This is a genomic window from Candidatus Roizmanbacteria bacterium (genome assembly GCA_016700135.1).
Classification (GTDB): domain Bacteria; phylum Patescibacteriota; class Microgenomatia; order UBA1406; family GWC2-37-13; genus UBA1450.
Genome location: CP065004.1, coordinates 422,701 through 447,650, shown reverse-complemented (window position 1 = coordinate 447,650; position 24,950 = coordinate 422,701). Strand labels below are relative to the sequence as shown.

Below are 24,950 nucleotides of genomic sequence, written 5' to 3'. Positions count from 1 at the left end.
GTGAAAAAGCGATTCAAGATCTCACTCAAAGTATTAAAAATATGGATTTGTAGATCCTCTCATTGTAAACAGTTCACCCAATCGAAAAGATATTGTTATAGGTGGTCATTTCCGTTTAGAGATAGCAAAACAGCTCAGATATACAGAAGTACCTGTTGTATATGTCAATATTCCCGATGAAGATAAAGAGAAGGAGTTGAACCTTAGACTTAATAAAAATACTGGGAATGGGACTTTGAAAAGCTGAAGTCATTCGATATTGACCTTTTACTTGATATTGGTTTTGATAATAGCGACCTTTCACAAATATGGGACGAACATTTATCTGTAGAAGATGACAACTTCGATACTGAAAAAGAATTAGAAAAAATTGACGAGCCTAAAACAAAGCCCGGTGATGTTTATGAGCTAGGAGATCATCTTCTAATTTGTGCAGATTCAACAAAAATATGCATAAATGTACCAGGTATAAAAATGGTCTATTCGGACAGTCCTTACAATATTGATCTTGATTACAATAAAGGTCTAGGAGGTGCCAAACAGTACGGTGGAAAGACACAGGATAATAAATCAGATTCAGAGTTTAAACAGTTTCTAACAGAAATTATCCAAAATGCTCTGGCTTCCGTTGAAAAAGATAGTCATTTCTTTTACTACTGTGATCAAAAGTATATTGGGCTTTTACAACAAATTTATCAAGAACAAAGTATAGATCATAAGAGAGTATGCTTATGGATTAAAAATGGGCATAATCCAACTCCACAAGTTGCTTTTAACAAAGCATATGAACCATGTGTGTATGGAACACGAGGTAAACCATTCCTCTCTTCTAAGCTACATAATCTTAATGAGGTCTTCAATAAAGAAGTAGGATCCGGAAATCGTCTTACTGATGATATTCTCGATCTATTTGATATCTGGCTTGCTAAACGGAAAGCAATGAATGAATACACACATCCTACTGAAAAACCTCCTACTCTTCATGAGAAGGCAATAAGAAGATGTACTCAACCGGGAGATATTATATTGGATCAATTTGGAGGAAGTGGATCTACCTTAATTGCATGCGAACAATTAAAAAGACGGGCAATATTAGTTGAGATCGAACCTGTCTTTTGTGATCTCATCATAAAACGATATGAACAATTTACTGGTAAAAAAGCCAGAAAACTTAATTAAATATGGAGATATGTTTGAAATGAATGGACACTATCTTATAAATGGTGATGCAACCGACCTTTCTATCATCAATAAGATATTAAATAATGTGAAGATTAGTGCGATAATATCCGATCCGCCTTACGCTATCGACTATGTTGCGTCAAAAGCAAATTTTCAGAATGTTTCCAAACCGAAAGATATACTGACAGATCATTTTCAAACAGATACAGAGTATTCTGAATTTACTTATAAATGGCTAAGTCTCGCTCTTCCTTTCATGAATATACCAAATAGCATTTATATTTTTAATTCAGACAAAATGATATTTGCCCTTCGAGACGGGATGATTCAGGCAGGAGTAAAACTTTCACAACTTCTTATTTGGGTAAAAAATAATTCTGTTGTGGGCCGACTTGATTACTGTCCTAAACATGAGCTTATTGCCTATGGATGGTATGGGAGTCATAGGTTTAGAAAAAGTAAAGATCAAAGCGTACTATTCTTTCCCAAACCAAATAGAAGTACGTTGCATCCAACAATGAAGCCAATATCTCTTATGAGGCATCTCATACTTAATAGCAGCAATATCAATGACATTATTTACGATCCATTCGGTGGGTCAGGTTCTACCCTACTTGCCGCAGAACAGACGAAAAGAAAATGTGTAATGATCGAACTTGATCCTGAGTATTGTCAGGTAATTATTGATCGTTGGGAGAAGTTGACTGGATTACGAGTTAAAAAAATCTATGGGTGATACCATTACAGAACGCCAAGGCAATAATAAACAACTTGTTATAGAACAAAAAAAAATTCCGATAATCCAGATAGTTTGCGAAAAGGTTGGAATCGGGAGAGCTACATATTATCGATGGCGGAAAGAGGACAAAATTTTCAAGAAAGAAACTGATCAAGCTATTCAGGAAGGAAAATTTTTCATAAATGATTTGGCAGAAAGCCAACTATTGTCTGCCATCAAAAACGGGAATATGACAGGAATTATTTATTGGCTCAAACATCATCACCCTGACTATACCAACAAACTGGAAATTACTACTAAACAATTAGAGGATGAAAAATTGTCTCCAGAACAAGAGGAACTCATTAAAAACGCATTACAAATATTACATAATGATAATGAAAAGCTTGAAGGATAAAATCATTAACGATCCGAAAGTAAGAAAGAAGCTAGCATGGGAAAGCCATTATTACTTCTTTCATATCTATTTTAGTGAACACATTACCTACCCAACTGCACCATTTCATGAAGAATTATTTCGCATTTCTGAGAATATTAAAAGTCAGTTCGATGAAGTAGTAACCTTTCGAGGTTCAGCCAAAACGACCATATTTTCTATGTCACTCCCAATATGGAGTATTTTAGGTAAACATCAACTGAAACATATTGTTCTTATTAGTAGAACTCAAGGACAATCGCGCCAACTACTCATGAATATCAGATCGGAATTAGAAAATAATGAACTTCTAAAACGAGACTTCAATCTAAAAATTGATTACCAAGAAGAATGGAGTGTTTCATCTTTAGTTCTTTCTCAGTTTGGAGCTCGTATTTCAACATATTCAGTAGGAGAAAGTATCAGAGGAGTAAAACACCGTCAGTATAGGCCACAACTCATCATTTGTGATGATATTGAAGATTTAAGTTCTATTAAAACAAAAGAAAGTCGAGATAAAACGTTCAACTTTATATCGGGTGAAGTAATACCTGCAGGAGATATGGAAACGAAAATAATAATGGTAGGCAATTTGCTACATTCCGATTCTGTCATGATGAGATATAAAGAACTAATTGAAAACAAAGAATTAGATGGTTCTTATCACTTTTATCCTCTCCTTAATGATGATGGCATAACTGTATGGCCGGGAAAATTTACAAATCAAAAAAGCATAGCGACATTACAAAGTAAAGTTGGCAATATTAAAACATTTCAACGGGAATATTTACTCAAAATTGTTTCAGAAGAAGACCAAATAGTCTTGCCTGAATGGATTAAATATTATGAAGAACTGCCACTACATCGTGCAGATATGCAATATGTAGCCCTTGGTGTAGATCTTGCGATTTCACAAAAAGATACCGCAGATAAAACAGCTTTTGTATGTGCATATATATACGGTGCAGAAGAAAATTTAACCGTTTATATTAGTCCATATATTATGAATAGACGGCTAACCTTCCTTGAAACACAACAAGAACTAGAAAAAGTTGTGGAGAGTATTGGAAATAAAAAAAGTATGCAAATAGATATTGAAGACGTAGGATATAAAAGAGCTGCGATAGAAGAATTGAAAAAAAGAACTATCAGGTAGAAGGAGTATCTGTGTTTCAATCTTCTAAAGCAGATAGACTCTCTATTGCTGCTTCTCTACTTCAAAATGGTAAAGTCTACTTTCCCCAAGGTTCAGATGCACAAACTCTAATCCAGCAACTAACTTATTTTGGGACTGAAAAGTATGATGACTTAGCAGATGCATTTTCCTTGCTAATGCAAAAAATTATTGAGAAAGATAAAAAATATACTGGACCATTCAAAATGAAAGGCTTTCGCCGACCTTCTGTAAACTATAGAACCAGTACTAGTAATTTCCGAAGAATTTATGGAGACTAATTATTCAAAATCAAATAATTCAGACAACTTTACCTCTAATGCCCTTGCAATTTTATATGCTGTTTTAATAGATATATTCCGACCAGTTTCAATATCCCAAAAATACTCCCTATGCAGACCTGCATCTTCAGCAAGTTTTTCTTGAGTCAACTTCTTTTCCTTTCTTATTTTTTCAATGTTTTCACCCAGTTTTTTGTATAGATGATTGTAGTTCATACGACTTAGCAAAAAGCTTACTAAGTCGACACATATTTATTTACTAGATATATCTAGCTTTTTTTCGATTTGTCCTGTATTATAGGGATAGATAATGCAAGATATATCTAGCATTATCTATTGATAAATTAAATTAGAGAGGGGGTGTATATATGAAAAAAATACTTAAGTGGGGAGGAATAGCGCTGGTAGTAATTATTATTATTGCTGCACTCAGTGGATCTGGTGACAAAAATAATAGCTCTGGATCGAATGGCTCCGGAACTAATAATGAAGCAGAACCGACCCCTACTCCAATGGTAATAGAAGCAAGAACTTTGGCTGACGCATTTGATGCTAATCAAGTTGCTGCTGAAAATGAATGGCAAGATAAATTTGTACAATTTACTGCTGAGATCAGTAATATTACAGATTCAGGACTATCATTTACAAACATCGCTACTAAAGAGTTCTCTTTAACTCAAATTAGCTGTAAAGTAAAAGATAAAGATCAACTACTACCATTAACGAATGGTCAAACTGTGACCGTTCAAGGTGTTGTTGGAAACCAAACAATTGGAGTAATTGAAGTTAAAGAGTGTGAAGTGATTCAATAAATAACGGATCCGTTATTTACTAAAACCCCTCGAAAGAGGGGTTTTTATTGCTATAATAGTCTGATTTATTTTATATCTATATATTTATGATTAATAACGATATTAAAAACATATTTACTAAAGAGCTAATGCCAGATTTAGAGCCTATTCTTCAGTATATTTTTATTGCATTAATATTTATATTTCTTACATCTTCTTATTTTGCTTACCACGGTTCTCAACTTGCTCAAGGTATTGCAATTGAATCCTTAAGTTTAACTTTTACTATTTTTATAATTGATTATATAAATGAACAAAGAGCTCGGAAAGAATTAAAGTCTAGACTAATCCGTCAAATTGGTAGTAGTGATAATGGACTGGCATTAAATGCTCTTGCGGAATTAAAAGCAAATAATTGGCTCGAACAAGATTGCATTTTTAAAGATGCATGGCTTCGTAAAGCAAATCTACAAGATGCAGTAGCATGGGGTGTAGACTTTAGCGGAGGACAATTAGAAGAAGCCAATTTTATAAAAGCTAATTTAACGAATTCAAAATTTATAGTTGTTGACTTAAGGTTGGCTATTTTCGATGAAGCCAAATTAATCGGCACACAATTTAAAGCGGACTTAATAAAAGCTTCGTTTAAAAATGCACACTTACAGCATTCCATATTTGATAGTTGTACTTTATATAAAACAAATTTTTCAGGAGCTAATTTACAAGGAGCAGTTTTTAAAAATTGTAAAACTGAAAATTTAAAACTAATAGGAGCAATTTATAACAGCAAAACTCAATTTCCTAAAAATGTAAATCCTGAAAAATTAGGTGCTAAATTTATTGAAAAATCAATTCCATTCATTGATAAAAGATATATGTAATATTTAAACTTGACTTCCTCAATCTTCTCTGGCCTCATTGTGTTGTATGAAACAACAAACAAAAGCTTTCATAGTATCTATAGAAATAACAATAAGTGGCTATGTGTATTATCACAGTTGGATCATTAATACCTTTAATCATTGTTACGCTGAAATTCTACTTGAGCAACACGTAGAAAATTTATATAAGGATCAAGAGTACGAATATAGTATTTCTGGTGTTTATGCAGTTGATAAGAAGGATATTGCCACCATTAAACAATTCATTCCAGCAATATGAGTGATACTATTGGATACTGTCTTTATGCCAGAAAATCATCAGAATCTGACGAGCGTCAGGCAATGAGTATTGATTCGCAAATAAAAGAGATGACCCTTATTGCCGAAAAAGAAGGAGCTACAGTCAAGGAAATAAGACAAGAAAGCCATTCTGCGAAGCAATCAGGACAAAGACCAGTGTTTAAAGAACTTATTGCAGATATCATGCTTGAGAGTTTAATGCTATCCTAACATGGCACCCGGATAGATTATCAAGAAATGCAGGTGATCTTGGAGTCATAGTAGATTTAATGGATCAAGGGAAATTAAAAGAAATTCGGACTTATTCCCAAACCTTCCGCAATACTCCAAACGATAAATTCTTACTCATGATCTTGTGTTCACAAGCAAAATTAGAGAATGACAATAAAGGAATTAATGTAAAAGAGGATTAAAAGTAAATGTGAGATGGGATGGAGACCTGGTCCTGCACCTCTTGGTTATTTAAATCGATCTTTAGGAGGCATGAAAGACATAATTATTGATCCAGAGAGCAGAGATCGTAAAAGGTGCATTTGACCGTGTTGCATATATGTACCATAGCTGTCGTATGGTAAAAGAATGGATGGATAAGCAAAAATTTACTACTAGGACGGGTAAAAGATTACCAACAGCATGGTTTATCTTATGTTAAAAAACCCATTTTATTACGGTTACTTTGAGTTTCCTTAAAAAGTGGTAAAATGGTATAAAGGATCTCATGAACCTCTCATTACAAAAGAAATATTTGATGAAACCCAAAAGAACTAAGCTTGCCAATGAAGAGAAAATGGGGATATAAATTCTTTATTTTTAAAGATATTTTTATCTGTGGAAATTGTGGTTCTAAGGTAGTAGGAGAGGAAAGGTACAGAAAACTGAAGTCAGGTGGTACTCATCACCATATTTATTATCATTGCTCACGATTTAAGAATAAAAATGTAAAGAACCTTATGTTAAGGAACGAGTATTATTGCACTACATAAATAAAATTATTGAAAAAATGGATGAAAAAGATATACGGATACCTGAAAAGCTTCAAATCACTATGAATGATTATAAAAAACATGTCACGGATGCTATTTACTTAAATACTGACAAATTCATAGAAGACATTAATATTGGAGTGAAAGATTTTGCAAAATATATATTACGAGAAGGAACACCAAAAGCAAAACATGACTTTATCAAATATCTGCCGATTTCAAGACGATTACGTAATAAAACTTTAATATAGAAGTGCGTCATTTATACAGTAAAGTCAGTCGTCCATCCCTATGGATATGTATCAAGAATGAAAAATTAATCTGAACAATTAATGCTAATGTTATTAGTATAGCGGGATATGTCATAGTTAAAATCTCCTTTCCATTTTGTAAAAGGTTTATAATAATTTTTGATTGGACTAATATCTGAATCTCTGTTCTCTTATCCTGAATTCGACACACAGATGGATTCGAACCATCAAACGACGACGATGACTTTACTGTATAAATGTGAAAGTGCTTAAGAATATTAATTCTACCATTAAGTTGAAGAGCTTACTATGAGGACAATAAATCTACCTCTAAGTATTTATATGATTGAGGCGGAATAAAATTATCGAAATATTCATTTGGCTCAACGGGATTTTTAAATATATCTATTTTATCAATCTTTATCGCATATCCTTTTTCTCTATCTTCAAAATAGGTAAAGAAGTCTTCTTTAGAGATACCAGAATGATCTTTACAAGTCTCCCATAAATTATAAGGATGATCTTCAATAATCGTTTCAATTGTAAAATATCCGACAATCTTTTTTACTGGACTAGAACAATATATATACACCCTCCAAGGAGATTTATTCTTAAAAATGATTTTTCTAAATTCATACTTCTTAATACTTTGCACTATCTTATCGACATACTTAGGTTTTATCGACAGTAAAACGTTCATAAATTTGAGCTTTATTCTTAATCTCTAAATATTTTTGATGATCTATTTTCATTATAGACTGAGGTGCAGCTTTTAGTAAAGAAGAATCACGTAAGAGCTTGAGATCCATTGGCTTATTGAAATAAAAATGATGTCTAAATAAAAGCACAAGTGCTTTTTTTCTCGCAAGTTCTTCTAATTCAGATAAGCTGTAGACAGTTCTTTTACCGACTTTATTTGCAATTTCTGTAGCTTCATCTTGATTCGTATATACTTCTTGAATTACACCAATGGATGTAAGTGCTTTTAAAGTATCTGAACAATAAAAAAGTATAATATCCCCTTCCTGTAGACCAGTAATTCTTGAATTACAAATATAGGCTTTCTTAACTGTATTCTGTTCTACAATGGAGTTGCTATATTCTGCCAAAGCAAGCTGACGATCATGTTTCCCGACGAATAATCTATCATGGTACTCTGGTTTGATTGGAACAATATATTTATTTACTTCTGGCCCATCGTAATATGTAGGGAACAAATACCTACTGATATCTTTTCTAGTCGAAAACTCTTTAGTTAATTCTAGATATTTGATAAATATTGGTTCCCCAGTACTGGCTTTTTTTGATTTTTCTATAAATCCGATAGATTTAATTAGTGATACAAGCCTATCATTATCCTCTATAAAATGAGTTAAATATATTTCAGGAATATTTTTTTCTACAGCGTAATCAATTGCAATTCTTAAAAACAACTCGCCGATTTTTTTACCTGTATCATTCACTTTTAATGTACATATCTTCAATCGTTTAGCTTTTTTAATTGCTGGAGTACTATCATCGATGGGTTCATTTTCTTCTTTTATTACTAAAAGAGAAGCTATGGTTCCATCAGATAATTGATGTACAAAGCCTTTTCTGCCTTCTTTAGAAATCTTTTCCCACCAATCTTTAAACTCAGGATATGATGATTTTAGTGAATCGAAAAATGTATCATCAAAATTTAAGGTTGATAATGGAACTTCCTGCAAATGTATTGGTGTAGCGACATAGGAATAGAATAGATTATTAAAATATCTATTTGCTTCAATAATATTCATTACCTTATCATCTATTCCGATACGACTTGCTTTACTCAATAATCCCTTATCCTCTGTGATTAATAGATTTACTGCATTTCGCTTTATACAATAAAGTAAATTATCATCAATCTTGTCTTTCCCTTTTAAACTCCCTAGTTCAGGGAATTGACTAATGTCAGATAAAATTTTTGGAGATTCAAGTTGTGAATATGAAGATATTTTTGATAGTGAAATTTTTCTCCTTTCTTGATTAGTATCCTTTTCAATCTCTTTTATTGTTAACGGATGAATAAGGAGATTTATTTTATTATCTTGAGCTATACGGAACAAATCTTGGCATTTTTTATCCAGAATTGTATTATTTTCCCGATCTATAACAATATTTGTATCTAATAAAGCTCTCATTAAGTACTATATATATTTTTTCTGAATTTGAATTATATTGTCCTGTTAATATATATTCAAAATAGTATAACAAAACGTATCAATTTCGACTATAGGAATAATTGGTTCGAATCCTAACTAGGGTCAATCATGTTCGATTTAGACTTTGCTGTCAATATAAAATGAGCTTTATTGGTATCTCGATGAGTTTAGAACCGATGAAGAAAATTATGGAAGTGTTTTGACTATAGCTTACTGTAATAGTCTGATCTTTACTGTCACTCCCGTCCGAATCCAGTTTTGCTGCCCAGCTTGGATTCGAACCAAGATAAACAGATCCAGAGTCTGTTGTCCTACCGTTAGACGACCGGGCAAGGTAAGCACTATTTTACCACATGTTCATGCTTTCGGAGAAGTCCAAATACGACAGGGAGCAGTAGAAAATTCTGCTGCAGTGTCAGCCAGTAGTGATCAAACATACCGGTAAGCAGAAGCACAAAGAGTACAGCGTGTACTTGCGGATTACTGAAATACACTTTTATATACCGCAAAAACACATAAGAAATGAAAAAAAATACGGGTATGCCTGCCTCTGCTATAAGGAGTAAAAAAACATTATGAACAGGCTGCAAAAAAACATATGTATAAGGTATCGGGAATACAGACTGTGCATACAGGTAGTTCCCGAGACCGGCTCCCGTCCACGGGTATGACGTGATAATTTTTACGGCTGAATCGGTAAGCCACACGCGTTTTTGCAACGATTCCGTATCCCCTTGTGTGCCGAAAATAATGATTGCCAGTACGAGCGGTACCGTCACTCTTGAGAGTGTACACACCGTGCAATTTTGGAGATTCCGGATGGCATAATATGCAGACAGGAGAAGTACCCCCAGGATGGCTACTTTTGAAAAAGACAGGACAATGAGCATCATACATATTCCCAGAAAAAGGTACTTCCAGATGCCTGCCGATTTCGGAGCGTAAAGGACAAAAGCATACAGCAGCAGGTAGAAGCCGGCAAGAGAATTCGGGTGAGAGAATGTCCCGTACCCGCGAAGTACTTCTACACCTGAAATGGCTACTTTTGCTATCCCCGGTGTGGAAAGTGAAAAAGAACGTTCTCCCAAAAAATATGCTCCTCCCTGCACAGAATGGCCCGTCAGGACATGATATAGCGCTATACTCAGTTGAGTGAGCGCAGCTGAAAAAAGTATTTTTAACAGCAAGGGGGCCGGTATTTCGGATTTGCGAAAAATGAAGAACAAGAAAAGTCCTTCAATTACCTTTGCCGTCCGATATAGTGCGATGACAGGCTGTATTGCCGTATCTATCTGAATAAGCACAATTAACAGAGAAGCAAAGACCAACCATTTGATTTGTGTATATTTTATTATCTCATCACGTATGGTTTTCCAGTGTACGGCAATGAGCATGCAGACTAAGAGATCGGTCATATATAAAGCCGGAGCCAGATAGTCAATACGGAGACCGTCAATGTATGATATCGGGAGAAAGAAAAAAGTACCGAGCTGGACAGGAAGAAAAAACAAGAAAACGTACAAAGCGTACTTTCTAATACGATCTGACTTTATCTGAGTGAATAATGTATTCATCTCAACTTACTCCAGCTGGCGTCCTTCCTGTGTGATAGTAGAGAGGTAAGGCACAAGGTCATAATAGTACTCAGGATAGAACACGACATACAGCGATGCTCTTTGGTAATCCGCAACAGGACGATATCTTTTAATATTGGTGAGCGGTGTATTTGAGATCAGATTTCCGACCACTTTCAGAGGTGTTGTGCTGGTTGCTGCGCCGTATGCGAGATCGAAGTTGTTGGCGATAAACACCCCGTTCATTTCATTTATTGAAGGATTTACATTGATTTGACCTGTGACAATGAACCCCCAGGATCTTCGCGCCTGATTGAAGTTGTTCCCGGGGGCACTCTGAATTGTCAGATTGCCCTGGACGATTAACACCATGTTGTCTCGGGAAGGATTGATGGTGTTGTTTTGAAGGGTCAGGTTTCCCTGAAAAATATTGATTTTATTTGATTCCAGATCATTGATATTGGTTATCGTTTTTATTTCCTTTTTAGCTCTGGCATAAGATAGGAAAGATCCGAGATTGGAAAGATATCCTTTGTTTGCAGAGTATGTGAGCTTTGCCCAGTTTTTCTGGGATACAGCCGGGACGGTAGCTCCGTTACCAGGACCAAGATCAATCCCGCCCCCTGATGTTACCAGCCCCACCCCATCCGGTTCAGCTGCCTGGCGAATATTCAGGAGTGGTTGGTTTGTATCATAAGCGTCATAAGGGAGGGTATTCACCGGAATAAAGTTGACGATCGCCCCTTGTTTAGTAAAGGATGCCTGTTTTAGTCGATACCAACCGATATACTCCCAATAATGCCACCAAAGGTCGCTGTATCCGCCGGCAGGAGAATTGAAAGTAGCGGCATTTCCCATAGTTATACCGCTTGTATGGCAATTTGTAGCATTGAAACAAAGAGTATATCCGACGGCGTAGTTTACGGCAGGTTGTGTCACTGATACCGTATAGGTGGGCTGCGGATCAAGATCAAGAAAGTAATAGGGGTTAGCAGTCGTCGTGGCTATTGTTGTTGCGCCATTTGCAAGAGTGACCGTCTGATTATCGGTTGACGGACTGGTATAGTTTCCTGGCATTTTGACTTTAAAACCCTGAATGTCGGTGGTAGCCAGAACCATCTGTACATTCAGATGGTATCTCCCGCTAGAGTCATCCTGTAAATCAGAATTCGGAATTGTCACCCGAGGCCCGACTCCGGAAAATGTCTCGCCGTCTCCCGTATCGATATATGTCCATTCCGTCAGATTCGGGTCATATGGAGGATATGTCCATACATCAATATAGACAAACTCGTTCGGAGGTAATGTGTCACAGCGATATGTTCTAATTTGAGCAGTCGCTAGGTTGTCCCGACAAATCCATCTCCTCCAGTTGCCGCTACCATCAACCCAGTTGTCCATAGGTGTATCCGGGAGATCAGGTCGGCCTACTTGTACAGGTGCTCTCTCGGGAGGCGGACGGCATCCTGAAAGCTGTACTGTCTGTCCTCCGTCAGGGGCGTTCGTAGCCCATATATTGCCGTTTTCATCATAAAAACGCACATTCAGATAGTGCCGATCATCTTGTGTCCCACACTGTCCTGCAGCAGAGACGCCTTTAGCATAGGAAAGGGCAAGCGACGATACAAGAAGGAAAAAAAGCACCCGCACTACTCGATTAGCTTGCTTATGCATACTTATTATAATAGCAACTAAAATGTGAAAAAACCACATTCACTGTATACTTTAAGTCAATGATTACAAAACTTCGCGTCATTTTGTTTTATCTTTTTTTGTTTCTCCTGTATCTTCTCAATTTGTGGGGATTATTCCTGGTGAGAACAACACAATGATACTTCTTTATATTACTCCTTTTTGCTTTTTTAGTACGTATATCCGATCCAAAGTACAGATACGAATTCTTTATAACTTGGGATTATTAATGATCCTTTTTATCATTACAACACTGTTGTCAGCAATTTATGCCGTACATATCCAGACAGCATTTGAATATTTCCTCTATATAGTTTCTTTTTTTTTTGATATTTATCTATGTTTACAACAATGCAAATCAAATACAGAAATACGTAGTCCCGTTTATTGTGGTATCTTCACTCCTCAGCTTGTTGTATAGCGGATTATTATTAACGGAGCATCCTATCTTTTCTAATATAGTACCAACTCATGATGATCAGCTTATCTATCGCGTAGTAGATTTAACACATTATCCCCAAGGAGTATTTGTATTCTTATTGCTGATAATTTCCTTCGTATATATGCGCCATAGGCGAACGACAGCATCTATCGTATCAGTATTTTTATTATCGATACTGTTGTGGCTGAGCTATCTGCGGTCAGCGTATCTTGGGATGTTGGTAGTTATTATGGTCGATTATCTCACGAACAATGCTGTCTTCAAGAGCATCAGAAACTATAAAATTTCACTGCTAGTAGCGCTAGTAACAGTCCTATTTCTTCTCATTCCGTTTGCAGACCAAACAGAAATCCCGGTTATTTCTCAACTTCGTACAGTTGTCATCCGTGACGAAACAGCTTTTCACTATAAAGATTTTGATAACGGAAGAATAGGGTTTATTACGACAGCACTGCAAGCCATTCGAGAACGCCCTTTAACAGGCTATGGTGGAGGGAATTTTTACTACGCCAGTCTTTATTATTCTAAAAACATTGATTATGTCGTCAGCACAAGCCATAACTTATTTATCGATATCGCTGCTGAACATGGGATCGTTTCGTTTCTGACGTTTGCACTCATCATATTTGTGGTGACTCGTAAGGTAATCCGTCAAATGCGCAGGAAACGAGTTATTAATAATGTAATCGGCTCAGTTTTTATTGGATTGTTTGTCCTCTTTGAATTCAATTATTATCACCTTATGGCATTTTTGTTTGTATTCTTTTTTATTTGCGGAGCTCTTTTATACGAAGAAAAAGCATCTATTCATGGTTCGATACTATTGAAATCAGTATCCTTCCTTGTTGCTCTATTTGGTGTAGGAATATTCGTATCTTCGTACGTAAATGCGCGGGGGAATTCTTCTTTGGCGTTACGGCTCTATCCAATAAATGATAAGGGGTATCGTTATCAGATTGCGGATTTATATAGAAATCAGAAATTTAATCAAATGGAGATATTAATTAACAAGTATGCGTATCTCTATAGAGATGTCCCTTTTGATATGTCATTTCTTGGAAGATTCAATTCGTCAATAGGAAATAATTCAAAAGCATTGCAGTACTATCTATCAGCACTAAATCGCGCCCCCCGGGATACCGGCTACGTAGTAAAGGTGTTTGAATTAATGTCGCTTGTCCGCTCAGAAGAAGATGCACGGTCATATGTTGAGAAGCATCTGCGGGAATATACGATTCTTTATCCCGAAATGCAGTTTGAAGATAGAGATTGGTTTTCAGCTTGGTGTCATGCGAACAATCTTGACTGCTATTATGAAAAATCGGTAAGAAATCAGTAGTAACTAATATATATAACTATTCTAATTTTCGGGAAGCATTATTTTAATGTATCATGATAAAGATAGATAAACAGATTTTCTTTATTGCTTTATGAAAAAAATATATTTTTTACCTGCTGTGATCGTTCTGTTATTGATTGTGATTGTAGTGGAAGCAGGAATTATTCTATATAGAAAAGGAAATGCTTCAGGGACTGTAGGCAGCAAACTCAGTACCGCATCGCCTATACCGAAGCCTGAACAAAAAGGAAGGCAGGCTGTCTATATCGCAGAAACTGCCGGTCTGGAATCCGCATCAGCTTCCCTTGTGTACAGGGGGACTGTACTGGGTTTGAGTAAGAATGATTCATCTCAGATAGCAGAACTGACCGTGAAAGTTGTTGGTGTGAAGGAAGAGGTTTCGTTTTACTTCGATCAGGCAACCATCGATAAAACTGTTATTCTAACTTCCGAGGACGAAAAGCAGCCTGCGACATATGAGAAGATGCAGGAGTTGATCACGGCGGGTACCGTAATCCGAATAATATTTGATTATAATATTCTAAGTAATTCGGCGAGCTCTATCAGTTTGGAACTGCTTTAAAGCTATGCAAAAAAAGAAATTTATTCCACCGTCGGTATCTGTCGAGGAAATACAATTAAATCTGTTCTCAAGGTATCACGACGATACGTTACTTGAGGGTTTACTTATGAATGAGGTATATGCCGCAAGCAACAGCCTGTATCTGCCGATTATTTATTCGGATAAGTCGTTAAAGGTTTCTGTGAAGCCTCTCAAGAACTCAATTTCACGAGTGATGAAGTTGGAGCCGGTTACGTACACATGGAAAGGGACTTCAAAGGAGTCGGCAGGGCTGATCGCCCAAAATGTTCGGGATGTTCTCCCGGAGTCTGTTGTTGAAACATCCGGCCTGTTGAGGGTAGATTATGCCGGCGTAATATCACTTCTTGTGCAGGCGGTCCAAGATCAGCAGAAAGAGATTGATTCTTTAAAAAAACGTCTTACTGATAAGAGCTGACTAATCCTTCAATAGTTTTTATAGCAGTCTTCTTCGGAGTTTCAAGAATGTAGTGATCTACAAAAGCTAAAAATTCAAAAAGATATGTTATATTTTTTTTTGTGAGACCGTTTCTTATGAGTTGGTCAAGAAGCTTTTTACTAGCCTCTGTAGAAGAGATTTTCTGTAATTTGGTTTTTTTGCTTTGAGACAGATAGAATAATGCCCGAATCGGCATTTTTGAATCTGGGATCTTTTTATAACGTTTTTTTTCCAAAGGAAGCTGAAAAGCGTACCACTCCCGTTCAATTTTCCTGACAATCACCATATCGTCTGCATAGGGACGATATTTTTGTGAAAGGTTATCTACGATGGTAGATTTTCCGATCCCGTTCGGACCTAAAAACAGAAATGCATGCTGATCGTCTGTGATTCCGGAGGAGTGAAGTATGAAACCCTTTCGGGACCCGAGAATCGATTGTAAGATTAATTTTAAGAAGAATTGGAATTGAGCAATACTTACATGATAGTGGATTTTTGCCGAGTCCTCTCCAATGCTAAAGGTTTCCAAGAAGTAGTTAATACTGGTTCCTTTCCTTATTTGCTGTTTTACAAATCGGTATTCTTCATCAGCAACGTAGTAAATGGTGAAATCCGGTTTCTTCTTAAAATTCCTAACAATCTCCATCTTATAGAACGTAGAGATTTGATCCGAGAGCGCTTTTAAGATATCAGGATCAGCTATTCGTGATAAATCGATAGCAATATATATAGCGGCAGTATTCAGGATAATTACGGAGTTCTTCATAGAAATGTACGGAGTAATTTTTTACATCTTGTTGTAACGTAATAGTATACAAGCCATACCATCATGAAAATGACTGCAGGTTGTAAAAAAACGAGTATTTTTTTGTACCATGGATTATATGAAAGAATATATAGATGTGTAAATAATAAGATCCCGGCGCGGGTAGCGTTGTATTCTTCATAAATATGCTCTGTGAGAAAGTAGTTTTTTAAATAATTACATTGAGCTTTGCCCGGTCGTATTTTATTCAAGAACCATTGTGGAATACTTGTTGCCGGAAGGTATTTTTCTAAACTTATAAATGTTCCGTAAATATATCCTTGCAGACGATACTTGTGAATGATAGAAAAAACAGATTTCCAGAATCCGTGACGCTTTGCTCGTGGAATTGATTGAATTAGCGCTGCGATTAGGTTTAGTCGATGAAGACTTTTAAAATTATGATGAAAAAAATGTAGAGAGAGATATACGAAGAGATACTCATCAGTAAGCAACTGACATTTAAGATCGTGTTCCTGAAAAGTGACGGTATTGTTAAAAAGTTCCTTTGTGAATCCGTCAATGTAGCTCTGATGATATAGAGGGTTGAGTGTTCCGATCTGAGTCATCATAAATACAGCTTCATAATGGATATCAACTGCGATATTAAATCCTTCAAATTTCTTCATACATGTTTCTTCGATAGATTTGTTCATAAGTCTTTCGTGGGTTGGTGAAAGGAAATCATATCGTCTTTTAAAACCGAGATCATTCAGTATTTTCATAAGTACGTCTCTATCTGTGGGAGAAATAAGAATATCAAAATCAAAAAAACCTTTTCGCGGGTGTTCCTGGTGATATTTTAGATGCAGAGGGAGTCCTTTTAGCAATACATAGGAGATCGTATGGCGCTCCATTTCCTTAATCACGGAATGTATATGTTGGTAATATATTGAAGACTGGAGGAGGTAATAGGTTTCAGGGATAAACGTTACTTTGCCTCGTTGTACTTTATTTACAACACCGATGATTGATTCAGGCAAGAGCGGCTCGTCAATTTCTAAATTATTATCTCCCTTTGTAATAATATAATCCGAAGTTTTATATATAACTCTATGGGTGACATAAAGGTTGTTCTTTTGGGAGATGATTATGTCATTCAGTTTGATTTTTTGATAAGGAGTTTTTTTGTAATAAATAATATCTCCGTTGTGAAGAATCGGGTACATGCTGTGGCCGAATGACTTAATGTGATCGGTAGTTCTTAGATCAATTGTTACATTATTTTTTGCAGACATGTGAAAAATAGTATACTATACCCGATATGGCTGAAAAGAAATATGAAATCAGAAAGGGAGCTATTGTTCAGAAGGTTCCGGAAGGAATAATTATTTTTGATGCTGGAGAGTCAAAACTCTATACGTTTAACGAAACGGGTTCTATCATTTTTCAGTCCCTGAAAGAAAAAAAAACATTGGTGCAAATAATAGCTTCATTAACGAAGGAGTACGAGATATCAAATAACAACGCCAAAAAGGAGGTTAAGACATTTATCCAGTCACTGGTCAAGTTACATATAGTTGAGAGCGTATGAAGAAATCAAAATATAAACTCAAAAAAGACCTCGTTGTCCAGCAGGTGAATGAGGAGGTATTTATCTTCGACGGTGAAACCTCAATTTTGCATACCCTCAACGAAACGGCTGCTGATCTTTTCAAGCAGCTAAAAAAAGGTGCGACTTTTAGTGATCTTGTAAAATATCTGGTCGATGAGTATGAAATTAATCAGGAGAAAGCCCTGAAAGATACGAAAGAGTTTGTAGACAAACTTATGAAGAAAAAATTACTAATCGAAAAGAAACCCACAAAATCTTCTCATGCATAAGCTGCCGATTATTCCCGGCGATCCGACGATTATTCAGTCAGTACATTCAGTAAGCGTTATAAAGGAATGTTCTTTTTCAAGTGTACTGAATACTGTCCTCCATCAGGGTGAAGCCGTAGTCGTGTCTATTCCTGAAATGTTTCATACAAAAGTTCTTGATTTGATTACGCTCGCACATCGAAAAGCCAGTCTTCCTGCACAAAAGAACTGGGATTCTGAACCTGCGTATTCACGTGTTCTTGTATTTGATAAAAAAACAGATTCTTGGACGTTCTGGGGAACCAAGCAGTTTGCAGCTGTACCGTTCGGAGATAAACTTGCCGAATATCGAGAAGAGGATAACCCGGAGGTAGAAGCGCTTCATGACTGGCCATATTACTCGGGGAAGCTGCTTCCGCAAGCCATATGCATTATAAATAGCGGAAAAGGAGTGGGAGCAACTTCTGTTATACACTCTCTTGATATGGATTTTTTTCCGGAGGATACGACTCCTAAACAAACCTTAATTTTTTCTCCCGGTACTGCTTTTGCAGATCTGAAGCATAAATCTCGGGAGCAGTTTGGAGGAGGTATTTCATTTAAAGGTCAGTATCCGCACGCTGTTCTCCTTAACTCTAGCGAAAAACCGTCATTCCTGTTGTCAGAAAAAGGAGATAATTATTACGTGAAGGATAAAAGCCTTCATATCGTAGTGCATCATGAGTACACCTTTTCTCGTGTTGAAGTGGCAGTGGGGGATACCAAAGATACAGGAATATTCAATAAAGATGGGCATTTCGGAACATTGGGAAGTGCTAAGTTAAAGATTGATTTACTCAGTAGAAACCATGTTCAGAATCTGGCACAGAATCTGAATATTCCTCCGCAGGGTGTCTTGAAGGCCTCTGCAAACAAAAAGTTATCTGTTTCACCGGGAGATGAGTTTATTATTTCCGCAAAGATAGATCCCGCCTATGTGATGGGTGTCAGGATACAATAAATCATATGTTTTTTCGGCATAATCCCTTTTATTCCGTTATTGTTTTGTCAGATACACAACTCTATGCGTCGAAATATCCTGAAATTTTTTCAGCACAACTGGATTGGATATTGAAGGAAAAGGAGAAACTAAACATCCGATTCGTTTCGCATTTGGGGGATATCGTTGATGATAATTCAGCGGATCAGACACAATGGCACAAAATGGCGGCAGAACTGTCCAAGCTTGATGGAGTTATTCCTTATGCTTTGGCGCCCGGGAATCATGATGCTGATTTTTATGACGATGAACAAGTTTCTTTCCAGACTTATAATCATTTTTTCCCGATAAAGAAATTCCGAAAACAATCATGGTACGGAGGAGGATACCTCGGGAATCAGAATAGTTATCAGCATATTGTTGTTGACACATTCTCTCTCCTTTTTATTCATCTGCAGATTGATCCGTCAGATAAGATTCTGCAATGGGCTGACAACATCTTGAAACGGCACCGTGATACAATGGCCGTAATTGCGACACATGCATTTGTCTACGACGATCTGCCGTACCGGAGCGATATATCTCATTATGGCGGTCTCGGTAATGCCGGTGAGGATATCTGGCATAAACTTATCAAGACAAACTGCAATATCCGTTTAGTTCTCTCCGGTCATTTTCATACACAAACGGGAGAGAATTATATAATGAGTGCTAATACGTGCGGAGAAGCAGTTCATCAAGCCGTACAGAATTTTCAGGATCTCGAAAAAGGCGGAAACGGGTTTTTACGGATTTTTCAGTTCTTTCCGAACAAGAAAGAAATCAAAGTCTCAACATATTCTCCCTATATAAAAAAATTTAAACGGGGAAGGAAAAGCAATTTTATGATTCGTTACTGATGAAATTACCGAAACTCACAAGTAAACAACTACAGAGAATGTTAATAGAGCGAAAGCTTGAAGACCTTTCAGCCTTGAAATGCATTGAGTCTTTTTTGAAGGAGAAGCGGGGATATGTTTTCCGCATGCCTCAAAAAGGAGAATCGGTAATCCTCACCGTATCCGGTGGTTTGGACTCTACTATACTTTGGGGAATGCTTCTTGAAGAGTATCAGATGCAGGTCTACCCTGTTTTTTTCCGGAGAGGACATAAGCGCATCCAACGGGAAGAAAATGCAGTACGGTTCTTCTCTCAGTTTTTCCAGAAAAAATATGCTAAGCTTTTTCAGACAGTCCAGTACTTGGATGTTCCTATGCCTCCGAAAGAGATCAGATGGAAGATCACCGAGCATTCTCAGGAGGTTGTAAGTAGTGACACAAATCAGAGGAAAGGCTTACCTCTTTACAGCGGTCTTTTAGCCCTGAATGCTGCCGAGTATGCGCTTTTTCTTCAGGAAGAAAAGAATGTATCAATCCGCACGATCTTCTCTGCATTCGTCACGTCAGACGGAGAAAGTTTGAAGTATGAGACGCTGACGGCGATGCGAAGCGTGATGCAAAATCTTTGCATTTTGACCGGTGACATGAACTGGCAGTATACATCCCTTGCTTTAGAGAAAGAACTCGGATTTTTTTGGGACAAAGATATTTTGATACGTTGGGCTACTGAGAAAGGATATCCGCTCGAAAAAATGTTTAGCTGTATCAGTCCGATAAACTACAAAATTCACTGCGGCAGATGTTATTTCTGTCAGTATAGAAAACAAAGTTTTCTCCGGGCGGGTATCTCTGACCCGACTGAATACAAATTTCATTCCCGCGGACCGCTTGCATATTCCTGATCCCATCGGGGCATGAAAAACAAGGGATACAACAAGTATTCTTTGTTGTTTATCGTATATTTTCGGAGATGCAGCCCATATCGTGTACAGAATGATTGAGGAAGCGCTTCATGTACTAATATGGCGGCATGGAGTGAATCGCTGTCAGTTATTACTCTTGCATCCGGAAATTTTCTTCGCACTTCGCTTATTATCCTATTCTTGCGATGTATTTCTTTCTTAAGGATACGGGAAAGTTTGGTAAATCCATACTGATGGATACTCATCCAGGCTGCTATTGGAGCAATTCCGTTTCGTGAACCGAGGAGAGTGCTGTCACCGGTTGACAGGTAAGGGATAGTCGTTTTTATCGGTCCCGCCAATTCTTTTCGGTAGAGAACAAATCCTGCCGGCATCGGGACGCCGAGAGCCTTATGAAAGTCAACGACAACCGTATGGATTTCCTGAGAGAAATAGGATCTATAGTCATTCTTAAGAAACGGTATGGTAAGGCCGGAAAGTGCGGCATCGATCCAAAGGAAATACTCAATACCCATTTTCTCTTTCAACCGGCGTAGTTCCTGAACAATTGTTTGAACGTCATCATTTGTCCCTCCGACTGTGTATCCGAGAGTGAGAGGTATAAGAAATTTTGAAATACCTTTTTTCTTTAATTTGACGACTGTTTTTATGAGTTTGTCGGTATCCGTGTTCCAATCTTTGGTATTGACCGGGATGGATTGAACGGTTAGACCGGTTACGTCTGCTGCCTTGAAGATAGAGTAATGGGCGAGGTCATTGGCAAGAAGTATGATAGGAGATTTCACGGGTTTCTTTTCAAGATATTTACGTCCCAGCCATGCAGAAAAAATATTTCCTTCCGTCGCACCGGATGTCATATATCCTCCATATGCGGCAGGGTTTTCGAAATATAAATCAACCATTTTTTCGATAAGATCAAGTTCGATTGCGGCTGCTGTATGCCGAAGGCTTTCAGGTTCTTCAGTCCAGTTTCCGATGTTATTGGAGGAGTATTCCGCCAGCCTTTTCCATACTGTGACCGCGTGAGGATTCGGATACAGATACATCTGTCCGATATTTTTTATCTGATGCTCTGTCTTAAGTTTTTCCGCGATCTCATGGAGTATCCCGTTAAGAACATTTGTGGGTAGCGGTTTTTCAGGGAACGTACTCTTTTTGTACTCCGTCAGAAGTTCTTGAACCATCTCGTGCTCACCAAGTTGTGACTGTATATATATTAAAAAGAGTACAATTTCCTTATTACTCGTTATTGATCGTGCTTTTTCCATCAAGACCTTCGCTTTTGTCAAATTGCCTGAAAGTAGCTCCACGAGGCCCAGGCCAAAGATTGCATAAATATTTTGAGGATCAATTTGCTGCAGTCGGGAAAATTCTGTTCTTGCACTTCTCAAGTCACCTTTCAATATGAACAGAGGACCGTCAGTCATGAAAAAACTTGCGTATGTCGGATTCAGTGCTAAAGCAGACTGATAATATTTTTTCGCCTGCTGCAATGTATTATCTTTGAAATATTTCCAGAACGAAGTAAAAAAATTTCCAGCGATAATTCTTTGATGAATACTGTCCTTTTGAGTTCCCAAAATATGTAAAATCTGATCTCCGAAATGGCGATATCTCATAGGAGTCCAGCCTCCGGTTGTCGAGTAGCAAAGAGTAGTCAATGCGGCACTTTTTACCAACGGTTTTATTGTCTTTGCAAAATACTCAGTAGAGATCCACGGCGATCTTTTGCCAATATTACGTACCCGATCGGCCGTAAGACAGGAAGAAAAAAACATAAAATCGAGATCAATATCGATGACATATGGTTCTTCGATAGTCTTCGGTAGTAGTCCTAAGGGGCATACGATCAAGCGAGTTTGGTCAATAAGTGTCGTTAGTCCTGATTTTGCTTGTACTATTTCTTCGTGAATCCCTGCAGAACGCAGTTTTTGTTTGATCGCTTGCCGCTTGCTTGTAAACTGTTTGCCGCTTCCCGGCACTATCCAGTAGATCGTTTTTGCAAGATGTTCTTTAACTGCATGCTTTAGATAATTCCCGATATGAAGTCCGGCACGATCGTTTCTGTAATCTAAATGTGCGTCTATATGCAAAACAATTGCATTTTTGATGTTGTGATCTTTCCACAGTATATAAGCCTCATCGTTGTTCTCAATGGTTTGAATGATGGGATGAATCTCTGACATACGGATTATGATTAGGCTATAATGGGTCTGATTATTATACAAGGATCTATGAGTACTTTTTATCTGAATATTATCGGCTTTTCAATTAAAGTCGTTATGATCAAGCCCCGTTTTACGGTGTTTCTTCGCGACAAATTGCAGCGAGAGATAATGATGCTTTTTCGCGACTTTGTCTCTATGGAAAAGCCCAAAAAGGTTGATTATACGATTGAGTTTCGGGAAAGCAATATCATGAGTGTCATTCCCGGTATTCAAAGCAAATTTCACTTTATCAATCTCTATGAGCAAAAATCTCCGAATCGTATCCGAACTTATTATTCCATAAGCACGTCTCAATTTCATTATATTATTACGGAAATTCTGAGTATTCTCATAAAAGATACCGGATTTTTTCAGCATGCATCAAGCATTATTCACGAAGGAAGAGCATATCTTTTTTTAGGAAAATCCGGGGCGGGGAAGACTACAATCAGTACACTCCTACGGAAAAAGTTCCACCGTTTTGCTGATGATTTGTCCTGATTAAAGATTGGGAATACCTTCCATTGCTTCCAAAATCCGTTATGGGAAAGGAATTGGTGGCTAACTAAGCATTCGGAAAGCTATCCTCTCAGGAAAATCTTCTTTTTGAGAAAATCGAGCGAATGTCAAAGTCACAAAACTGGAAGACAATAAGCAGATACTGAATTTATTTTTAGGTGATTTTACTTATGACGGTGTGCAGGTAAAAGACAAAATGGAAATATTTCTGAAGTTTGTAGCGGAGTTTAATCACTTTTATTACCTTGATTTCCCCAAGGACGAGGAAAAGGTTATATCATTTTTCAAAAACGGAGACATCTTACATTAGCGTTGGTTATGTACCAGTACATTTTCTGCAAAATAGTTGTGTTCTTCTCCTTCCAGCTCAAGATTGTATACTGTCTCTACTGCGGAATAAGACTCGATATCGGAAATTTCCACTTTTTCACCTGTCGGTGTAAGCAGCCAATCTCCTACCTTTATCTCGTGGGCTCTTGTCCATCTTTCTCCGTTTACCCAGAACGGATGTTCTGCGGTTGTCTTGATATTCCCGTTGATGATAAAGTACTGTACTTTTGCATCAAGATGAATAATTTGCTCCATGACTTTGCTCTCAGTCAATCTATTCTCATCAAGATTGTATGAAGTCACCGTGTCTCCTTCTCGAATATCTCTTATCGATTTCGTATTGTTGCCGGGAAGGAGTACTTTCGTATAATCAGGGAAACAGCTACAAGAGCCGGACCGTGCAAGAATCCTAACATCCATCATACCGGCAAGAAGATCCTCACCGTCATACATTCTTTTACTGTAAAAAAAATTACTCTTGATTTTTTTTGAAGTGATTTTCGGCTTCGAATAATTATGAATTTTTGTTCGCATATAAATCGTTATGAATGATATTAGTTTATTTTGGTTATGACTGTCTTAATTCTATTAAATCCCCAAGATTTGGTCAAGAAACCATCCTGTCCTGCAGCCTCATTCGGAATAGAGACGGTAGCATCAATAGTATCCTCAACAACAATCGTGTCTCCTACCTTAAGGATGTCCGTACTTGCAGTTTGAATTTCCTCATCAAGGTCGATGAAAACATTTAGCCTTTTCAGATCCTCTTCACTGAAGTTGAGGGTGATTCCAATATTCGGATTATCCGAATTGACCAGTCTGATTGTAAGGACAGAATCATAATACCCGTAAAAAGCTTTGCGTGGGGTACGATCGATTTGAGAGATCCTTCCCTGATGAGTATTTTGTATGACCGATTTCTGGGTAACACCTTTTTTTATAAAAGATGTGACTGTAAATCACTTTAGGATCAAGGGCCATATTGGGGTTAATGTCGTAATAAAATTGGTCAATACTTTCCAGCCGATTTTCATCAATCTCAATCTCTGACGGTTCGGACGGAGTTGCTGTAGGAGACCTTGTGATTGCTGTTTGTGCAGTGTTCTGTTTCTTAGGACCAAACTGAAAGCCTTTGATCACGAACAAATAAAATGCTTCGGCCAGTACCACGACAAAAAGAAGAATGATGATGTACTTGAGAAGTTTCATAGATATAGTTATACATTATCAGTTTAG

Annotated in this window: 31 protein-coding genes and 1 tRNA gene; 21 read left to right on the top strand and 11 right to left on the bottom strand. The window is 37.2% G+C overall.

The annotated features are described in order from the left end of the window. The first annotated feature begins 61 nt into the window (after positions 1–61). The 5 genes from IPM65_02515 (at position 62) to IPM65_02495 (ending at position 3,492) form a co-directional block, all read left to right on the top strand. Positions 62–247 (top strand): ParB N-terminal domain-containing protein, encoded by a 186-nt coding sequence (locus IPM65_02515; GenBank protein QQS44712.1) that lies wholly within the window; start codon positions 62–64, stop codon positions 245–247. Positions 248–474: 227 nt separating this feature from the next. Further along, positions 475–1,179 carry a site-specific DNA-methyltransferase gene (locus tag IPM65_02510; protein ID QQS44447.1) on the top strand — a complete coding sequence of 235 codons (705 nt, stop codon included), beginning with the start codon at positions 475–477 and terminating at the stop codon, positions 1,177–1,179. Next, positions 1,139–1,918 (top strand): site-specific DNA-methyltransferase, encoded by a 780-nt coding sequence (locus IPM65_02505; GenBank protein ID QQS44446.1) that lies wholly within the window; start codon positions 1,139–1,141, stop codon positions 1,916–1,918. The genes IPM65_02510 and IPM65_02505 overlap by 41 nt, the downstream gene beginning before the upstream one ends. Beyond that, positions 1,911–2,318 (top strand): hypothetical protein, encoded by a 408-nt coding sequence (locus IPM65_02500; protein QQS44445.1) that lies wholly within the window; start codon positions 1,911–1,913, stop codon positions 2,316–2,318. Before IPM65_02505 ends, IPM65_02500 begins: the two co-directional genes overlap by 8 nt. Continuing rightward, on the top strand, positions 2,299–3,492 hold the full coding sequence (locus tag IPM65_02495; protein QQS44444.1) for a hypothetical protein: 1,194 nt from the start codon (positions 2,299–2,301) through the stop codon (positions 3,490–3,492). Before IPM65_02500 ends, IPM65_02495 begins: the two co-directional genes overlap by 20 nt. Before the next feature lie 299 nt (positions 3,493–3,791). Here the strand turns inward: IPM65_02495 and IPM65_02490 are convergent, their stop codons facing one another. Beyond that, positions 3,792–4,007, bottom strand: a complete 216-nt coding sequence (locus tag IPM65_02490; GenBank protein ID QQS44443.1) for a helix-turn-helix transcriptional regulator — start codon at positions 4,005–4,007, stop codon at positions 3,792–3,794. Between the two features lie 152 nt (positions 4,008–4,159). On the opposite strand from IPM65_02490, the gene IPM65_02485 reads away from it, so the two are divergent. The 6 genes from IPM65_02485 (at position 4,160) to IPM65_02460 (ending at position 6,997) form a co-directional block, all read left to right on the top strand. Beyond that, positions 4,160–4,603 (top strand): hypothetical protein, encoded by a 444-nt coding sequence (locus IPM65_02485; protein QQS44442.1) that lies wholly within the window; start codon positions 4,160–4,162, stop codon positions 4,601–4,603. Between the two features lie 86 nt (positions 4,604–4,689). After that, on the top strand, positions 4,690–5,463 hold the full coding sequence (locus IPM65_02480) for a pentapeptide repeat-containing protein (protein QQS44441.1): 774 nt from the start codon (positions 4,690–4,692) through the stop codon (positions 5,461–5,463). A gap of 46 nt (positions 5,464–5,509) precedes the next feature. After that, positions 5,510–5,743, top strand: coding sequence for a hypothetical protein (locus tag IPM65_02475; protein QQS44440.1), 234 nt, complete (start codon positions 5,510–5,512; stop codon positions 5,741–5,743). Next, positions 5,740–5,973, top strand: coding sequence for a recombinase family protein (locus tag IPM65_02470; protein ID QQS44439.1), 234 nt, complete (start codon positions 5,740–5,742; stop codon positions 5,971–5,973). Before IPM65_02475 ends, IPM65_02470 begins: the two co-directional genes overlap by 4 nt. After that, complete coding sequence (locus IPM65_02465; GenBank protein QQS44711.1) at positions 5,967–6,176, top strand: recombinase family protein; 210 nt, start codon at positions 5,967–5,969, stop codon at positions 6,174–6,176. Before IPM65_02470 ends, IPM65_02465 begins: the two co-directional genes overlap by 7 nt. A gap of 587 nt (positions 6,177–6,763) precedes the next feature. After that, a complete protein-coding gene (locus IPM65_02460; GenBank protein QQS44438.1) occupies positions 6,764–6,997 on the top strand; it encodes a hypothetical protein in 234 nt (77 codons plus the stop codon). Between the two features lie 307 nt (positions 6,998–7,304). Here IPM65_02460 and IPM65_02455 read toward each other — a convergent pair whose 3' ends face one another. The 5 genes from IPM65_02455 to IPM65_02435 form a co-directional block, all read right to left on the bottom strand. Further along, on the bottom strand, positions 7,305–7,697 hold the full coding sequence (locus tag IPM65_02455) for a hypothetical protein (GenBank protein QQS44437.1): 393 nt from the start codon (positions 7,695–7,697) through the stop codon (positions 7,305–7,307). Beyond that, a complete protein-coding gene (locus IPM65_02450; protein ID QQS44436.1) occupies positions 7,669–9,162 on the bottom strand; it encodes a hypothetical protein in 1,494 nt (497 codons plus the stop codon). Before IPM65_02450 ends, IPM65_02455 begins: the two co-directional genes overlap by 29 nt. Before the next feature lie 282 nt (positions 9,163–9,444). After that, positions 9,445–9,515 (bottom strand) — tRNA-Gln (locus IPM65_02445). Between the two features lie 9 nt (positions 9,516–9,524). Continuing rightward, complete coding sequence (locus tag IPM65_02440) at positions 9,525–10,757, bottom strand: O-antigen ligase family protein (GenBank protein QQS44435.1); 1,233 nt, start codon at positions 10,755–10,757, stop codon at positions 9,525–9,527. Positions 10,758–10,763: 6 nt separating this feature from the next. Continuing rightward, positions 10,764–12,431: a hypothetical protein gene (locus IPM65_02435; protein QQS44434.1), complete on the bottom strand. Its 1,668-nt coding sequence runs from the start codon at positions 12,429–12,431 to the stop codon at positions 10,764–10,766. A 581-nt stretch (positions 12,432–13,012) separates the two neighbouring features. On the opposite strand from IPM65_02435, the gene IPM65_02430 reads away from it, so the two are divergent. The 3 genes from IPM65_02430 to IPM65_02420 all read left to right on the top strand — a co-directional run bounded on the left by IPM65_02430 (position 13,013) and on the right by IPM65_02420 (position 15,249). Continuing rightward, a complete protein-coding gene (locus IPM65_02430; protein ID QQS44433.1) occupies positions 13,013–14,230 on the top strand; it encodes an O-antigen ligase family protein in 1,218 nt (405 codons plus the stop codon). Positions 14,231–14,321: 91 nt separating this feature from the next. Beyond that, a complete protein-coding gene (locus IPM65_02425; protein QQS44432.1) occupies positions 14,322–14,813 on the top strand; it encodes a hypothetical protein in 492 nt (163 codons plus the stop codon). A 4-nt stretch (positions 14,814–14,817) separates the two neighbouring features. Next, positions 14,818–15,249 carry a tail fiber domain-containing protein gene (locus IPM65_02420; GenBank protein QQS44431.1) on the top strand — a complete coding sequence of 144 codons (432 nt, stop codon included), beginning with the start codon at positions 14,818–14,820 and terminating at the stop codon, positions 15,247–15,249. On the opposite strand, the gene IPM65_02415 is transcribed toward IPM65_02420, so the two are convergent. Both IPM65_02415 and IPM65_02410 read right to left on the bottom strand, forming a co-directional pair. Next, positions 15,233–16,036, bottom strand: a complete 804-nt coding sequence (locus IPM65_02415) for a hypothetical protein (protein ID QQS44430.1) — start codon at positions 16,034–16,036, stop codon at positions 15,233–15,235. The two genes, IPM65_02420 and IPM65_02415, sit on opposite strands and share 17 nt — an antisense overlap. Next, positions 16,033–17,313, bottom strand: a complete 1,281-nt coding sequence (locus IPM65_02410) for a signal peptidase I (protein ID QQS44429.1) — start codon at positions 17,311–17,313, stop codon at positions 16,033–16,035. The genes IPM65_02415 and IPM65_02410 overlap by 4 nt, the downstream gene beginning before the upstream one ends. Before the next feature lie 26 nt (positions 17,314–17,339). On the opposite strand from IPM65_02410, the gene IPM65_02405 reads away from it, so the two are divergent. The 5 genes from IPM65_02405 to IPM65_02385 are packed head-to-tail and all read left to right on the top strand — an operon-like array spanning position 17,340 to position 20,637. Beyond that, the gene (locus IPM65_02405) at positions 17,340–17,609 is read left to right on the top strand and encodes a PqqD family protein (GenBank protein ID QQS44428.1); all 270 of its coding nucleotides are present in this window, start codon (positions 17,340–17,342) and stop codon (positions 17,607–17,609) included. Then, positions 17,606–17,899 carry a PqqD family protein gene (locus IPM65_02400; protein QQS44427.1) on the top strand — a complete coding sequence of 98 codons (294 nt, stop codon included), beginning with the start codon at positions 17,606–17,608 and terminating at the stop codon, positions 17,897–17,899. The genes IPM65_02405 and IPM65_02400 overlap by 4 nt, the downstream gene beginning before the upstream one ends. Beyond that, the gene (locus IPM65_02395) at positions 17,892–18,878 is read left to right on the top strand and encodes a hypothetical protein (GenBank protein QQS44426.1); all 987 of its coding nucleotides are present in this window, start codon (positions 17,892–17,894) and stop codon (positions 18,876–18,878) included. The genes IPM65_02400 and IPM65_02395 overlap by 8 nt, the downstream gene beginning before the upstream one ends. Positions 18,879–18,883: 5 nt before the next feature. Next, a complete protein-coding gene (locus tag IPM65_02390; protein QQS44425.1) occupies positions 18,884–19,756 on the top strand; it encodes a metallophosphoesterase in 873 nt (290 codons plus the stop codon). Further along, positions 19,756–20,637 carry a 7-cyano-7-deazaguanine synthase gene (locus IPM65_02385; GenBank protein ID QQS44424.1) on the top strand — a complete coding sequence of 294 codons (882 nt, stop codon included), beginning with the start codon at positions 19,756–19,758 and terminating at the stop codon, positions 20,635–20,637. The genes IPM65_02390 and IPM65_02385 overlap by 1 nt, the downstream gene beginning before the upstream one ends. On the opposite strand, the gene IPM65_02380 is transcribed toward IPM65_02385, so the two are convergent. Then, on the bottom strand, positions 20,607–22,844 hold the full coding sequence (locus IPM65_02380; GenBank protein QQS44423.1) for a hypothetical protein: 2,238 nt from the start codon (positions 22,842–22,844) through the stop codon (positions 20,607–20,609). The two genes, IPM65_02385 and IPM65_02380, sit on opposite strands and share 31 nt — an antisense overlap. 48 nt (positions 22,845–22,892) lie before the next feature. Between IPM65_02380 and IPM65_02375 the strand changes: the two genes are divergently transcribed. Continuing rightward, positions 22,893–23,366, top strand: a complete 474-nt coding sequence (locus tag IPM65_02375) for a hypothetical protein (protein ID QQS44422.1) — start codon at positions 22,893–22,895, stop codon at positions 23,364–23,366. A gap of 324 nt (positions 23,367–23,690) precedes the next feature. On the opposite strand, the gene IPM65_02370 is transcribed toward IPM65_02375, so the two are convergent. Further along, positions 23,691–24,248 carry a hypothetical protein gene (locus IPM65_02370; protein ID QQS44421.1) on the bottom strand — a complete coding sequence of 186 codons (558 nt, stop codon included), beginning with the start codon at positions 24,246–24,248 and terminating at the stop codon, positions 23,691–23,693. Between the two features lie 36 nt (positions 24,249–24,284). On the opposite strand from IPM65_02370, the gene IPM65_02365 reads away from it, so the two are divergent. Beyond that, positions 24,285–24,434 (top strand): hypothetical protein, encoded by a 150-nt coding sequence (locus IPM65_02365; protein ID QQS44420.1) that lies wholly within the window; start codon positions 24,285–24,287, stop codon positions 24,432–24,434. A gap of 117 nt (positions 24,435–24,551) precedes the next feature. On the opposite strand, the gene IPM65_02360 is transcribed toward IPM65_02365, so the two are convergent. After that, positions 24,552–24,923, bottom strand: coding sequence for a hypothetical protein (locus tag IPM65_02360; protein QQS44419.1), 372 nt, complete (start codon positions 24,921–24,923; stop codon positions 24,552–24,554). Positions 24,924–24,950: the final 27 nt, after the last annotated feature.

Coding starts and splice junctions, on each gene's coding strand:
- IPM65_02380 (QQS44423.1), bottom strand. CDS start 22,844: ATGTCAGAGATTCATCCCATCATTCAAACCATTGAGAACAACGATGAG.
- IPM65_02505 (QQS44446.1), top strand. CDS start 1,139: ATGAACAATTTACTGGTAAAAAAGCCAGAAAACTTAATTAAATATGGA.
- IPM65_02475 (QQS44440.1), top strand. CDS start 5,510: ATGAAACAACAAACAAAAGCTTTCATAGTATCTATAGAAATAACAATA.
- IPM65_02395 (QQS44426.1), top strand. CDS start 17,892: ATGCATAAGCTGCCGATTATTCCCGGCGATCCGACGATTATTCAGTCA.
- IPM65_02375 (QQS44422.1), top strand. CDS start 22,893: ATGAGTACTTTTTATCTGAATATTATCGGCTTTTCAATTAAAGTCGTT.
- IPM65_02460 (QQS44438.1), top strand. CDS start 6,764: ATGGATGAAAAAGATATACGGATACCTGAAAAGCTTCAAATCACTATG.
- IPM65_02495 (QQS44444.1), top strand. CDS start 2,299: ATGAAAAGCTTGAAGGATAAAATCATTAACGATCCGAAAGTAAGAAAG.
- IPM65_02405 (QQS44428.1), top strand. CDS start 17,340: ATGGCTGAAAAGAAATATGAAATCAGAAAGGGAGCTATTGTTCAGAAG.
- IPM65_02490 (QQS44443.1), bottom strand. CDS start 4,007: ATGAACTACAATCATCTATACAAAAAACTGGGTGAAAACATTGAAAAA.
- IPM65_02455 (QQS44437.1), bottom strand. CDS start 7,697: ATGAACGTTTTACTGTCGATAAAACCTAAGTATGTCGATAAGATAGTG.
- IPM65_02510 (QQS44447.1), top strand. CDS start 475: ATGGTCTATTCGGACAGTCCTTACAATATTGATCTTGATTACAATAAA.
- IPM65_02370 (QQS44421.1), bottom strand. CDS start 24,248: ATGCGAACAAAAATTCATAATTATTCGAAGCCGAAAATCACTTCAAAA.
- IPM65_02385 (QQS44424.1), top strand. CDS start 19,756: ATGAAATTACCGAAACTCACAAGTAAACAACTACAGAGAATGTTAATA.
- IPM65_02360 (QQS44419.1), bottom strand. CDS start 24,923: ATGAAACTTCTCAAGTACATCATCATTCTTCTTTTTGTCGTGGTACTG.
- IPM65_02480 (QQS44441.1), top strand. CDS start 4,690: ATGATTAATAACGATATTAAAAACATATTTACTAAAGAGCTAATGCCA.
- IPM65_02435 (QQS44434.1), bottom strand. CDS start 12,431: ATGCATAAGCAAGCTAATCGAGTAGTGCGGGTGCTTTTTTTCCTTCTT.
- IPM65_02420 (QQS44431.1), top strand. CDS start 14,818: ATGCAAAAAAAGAAATTTATTCCACCGTCGGTATCTGTCGAGGAAATA.
- IPM65_02485 (QQS44442.1), top strand. CDS start 4,160: ATGAAAAAAATACTTAAGTGGGGAGGAATAGCGCTGGTAGTAATTATT.
- IPM65_02400 (QQS44427.1), top strand. CDS start 17,606: ATGAAGAAATCAAAATATAAACTCAAAAAAGACCTCGTTGTCCAGCAG.
- IPM65_02470 (QQS44439.1), top strand. CDS start 5,740: ATGAGTGATACTATTGGATACTGTCTTTATGCCAGAAAATCATCAGAA.
- IPM65_02415 (QQS44430.1), bottom strand. CDS start 16,036: ATGAAGAACTCCGTAATTATCCTGAATACTGCCGCTATATATATTGCT.
- IPM65_02430 (QQS44433.1), top strand. CDS start 13,013: ATGCGCCATAGGCGAACGACAGCATCTATCGTATCAGTATTTTTATTA.
- IPM65_02440 (QQS44435.1), bottom strand. CDS start 10,757: ATGAATACATTATTCACTCAGATAAAGTCAGATCGTATTAGAAAGTAC.
- IPM65_02410 (QQS44429.1), bottom strand. CDS start 17,313: ATGTCTGCAAAAAATAATGTAACAATTGATCTAAGAACTACCGATCAC.
- IPM65_02450 (QQS44436.1), bottom strand. CDS start 9,162: ATGAGAGCTTTATTAGATACAAATATTGTTATAGATCGGGAAAATAAT.
- IPM65_02425 (QQS44432.1), top strand. CDS start 14,322: ATGAAAAAAATATATTTTTTACCTGCTGTGATCGTTCTGTTATTGATT.
- IPM65_02500 (QQS44445.1), top strand. CDS start 1,911: ATGGGTGATACCATTACAGAACGCCAAGGCAATAATAAACAACTTGTT.
- IPM65_02390 (QQS44425.1), top strand. CDS start 18,884: ATGTTTTTTCGGCATAATCCCTTTTATTCCGTTATTGTTTTGTCAGAT.
- IPM65_02365 (QQS44420.1), top strand. CDS start 24,285: ATGACTGTCTTAATTCTATTAAATCCCCAAGATTTGGTCAAGAAACCA.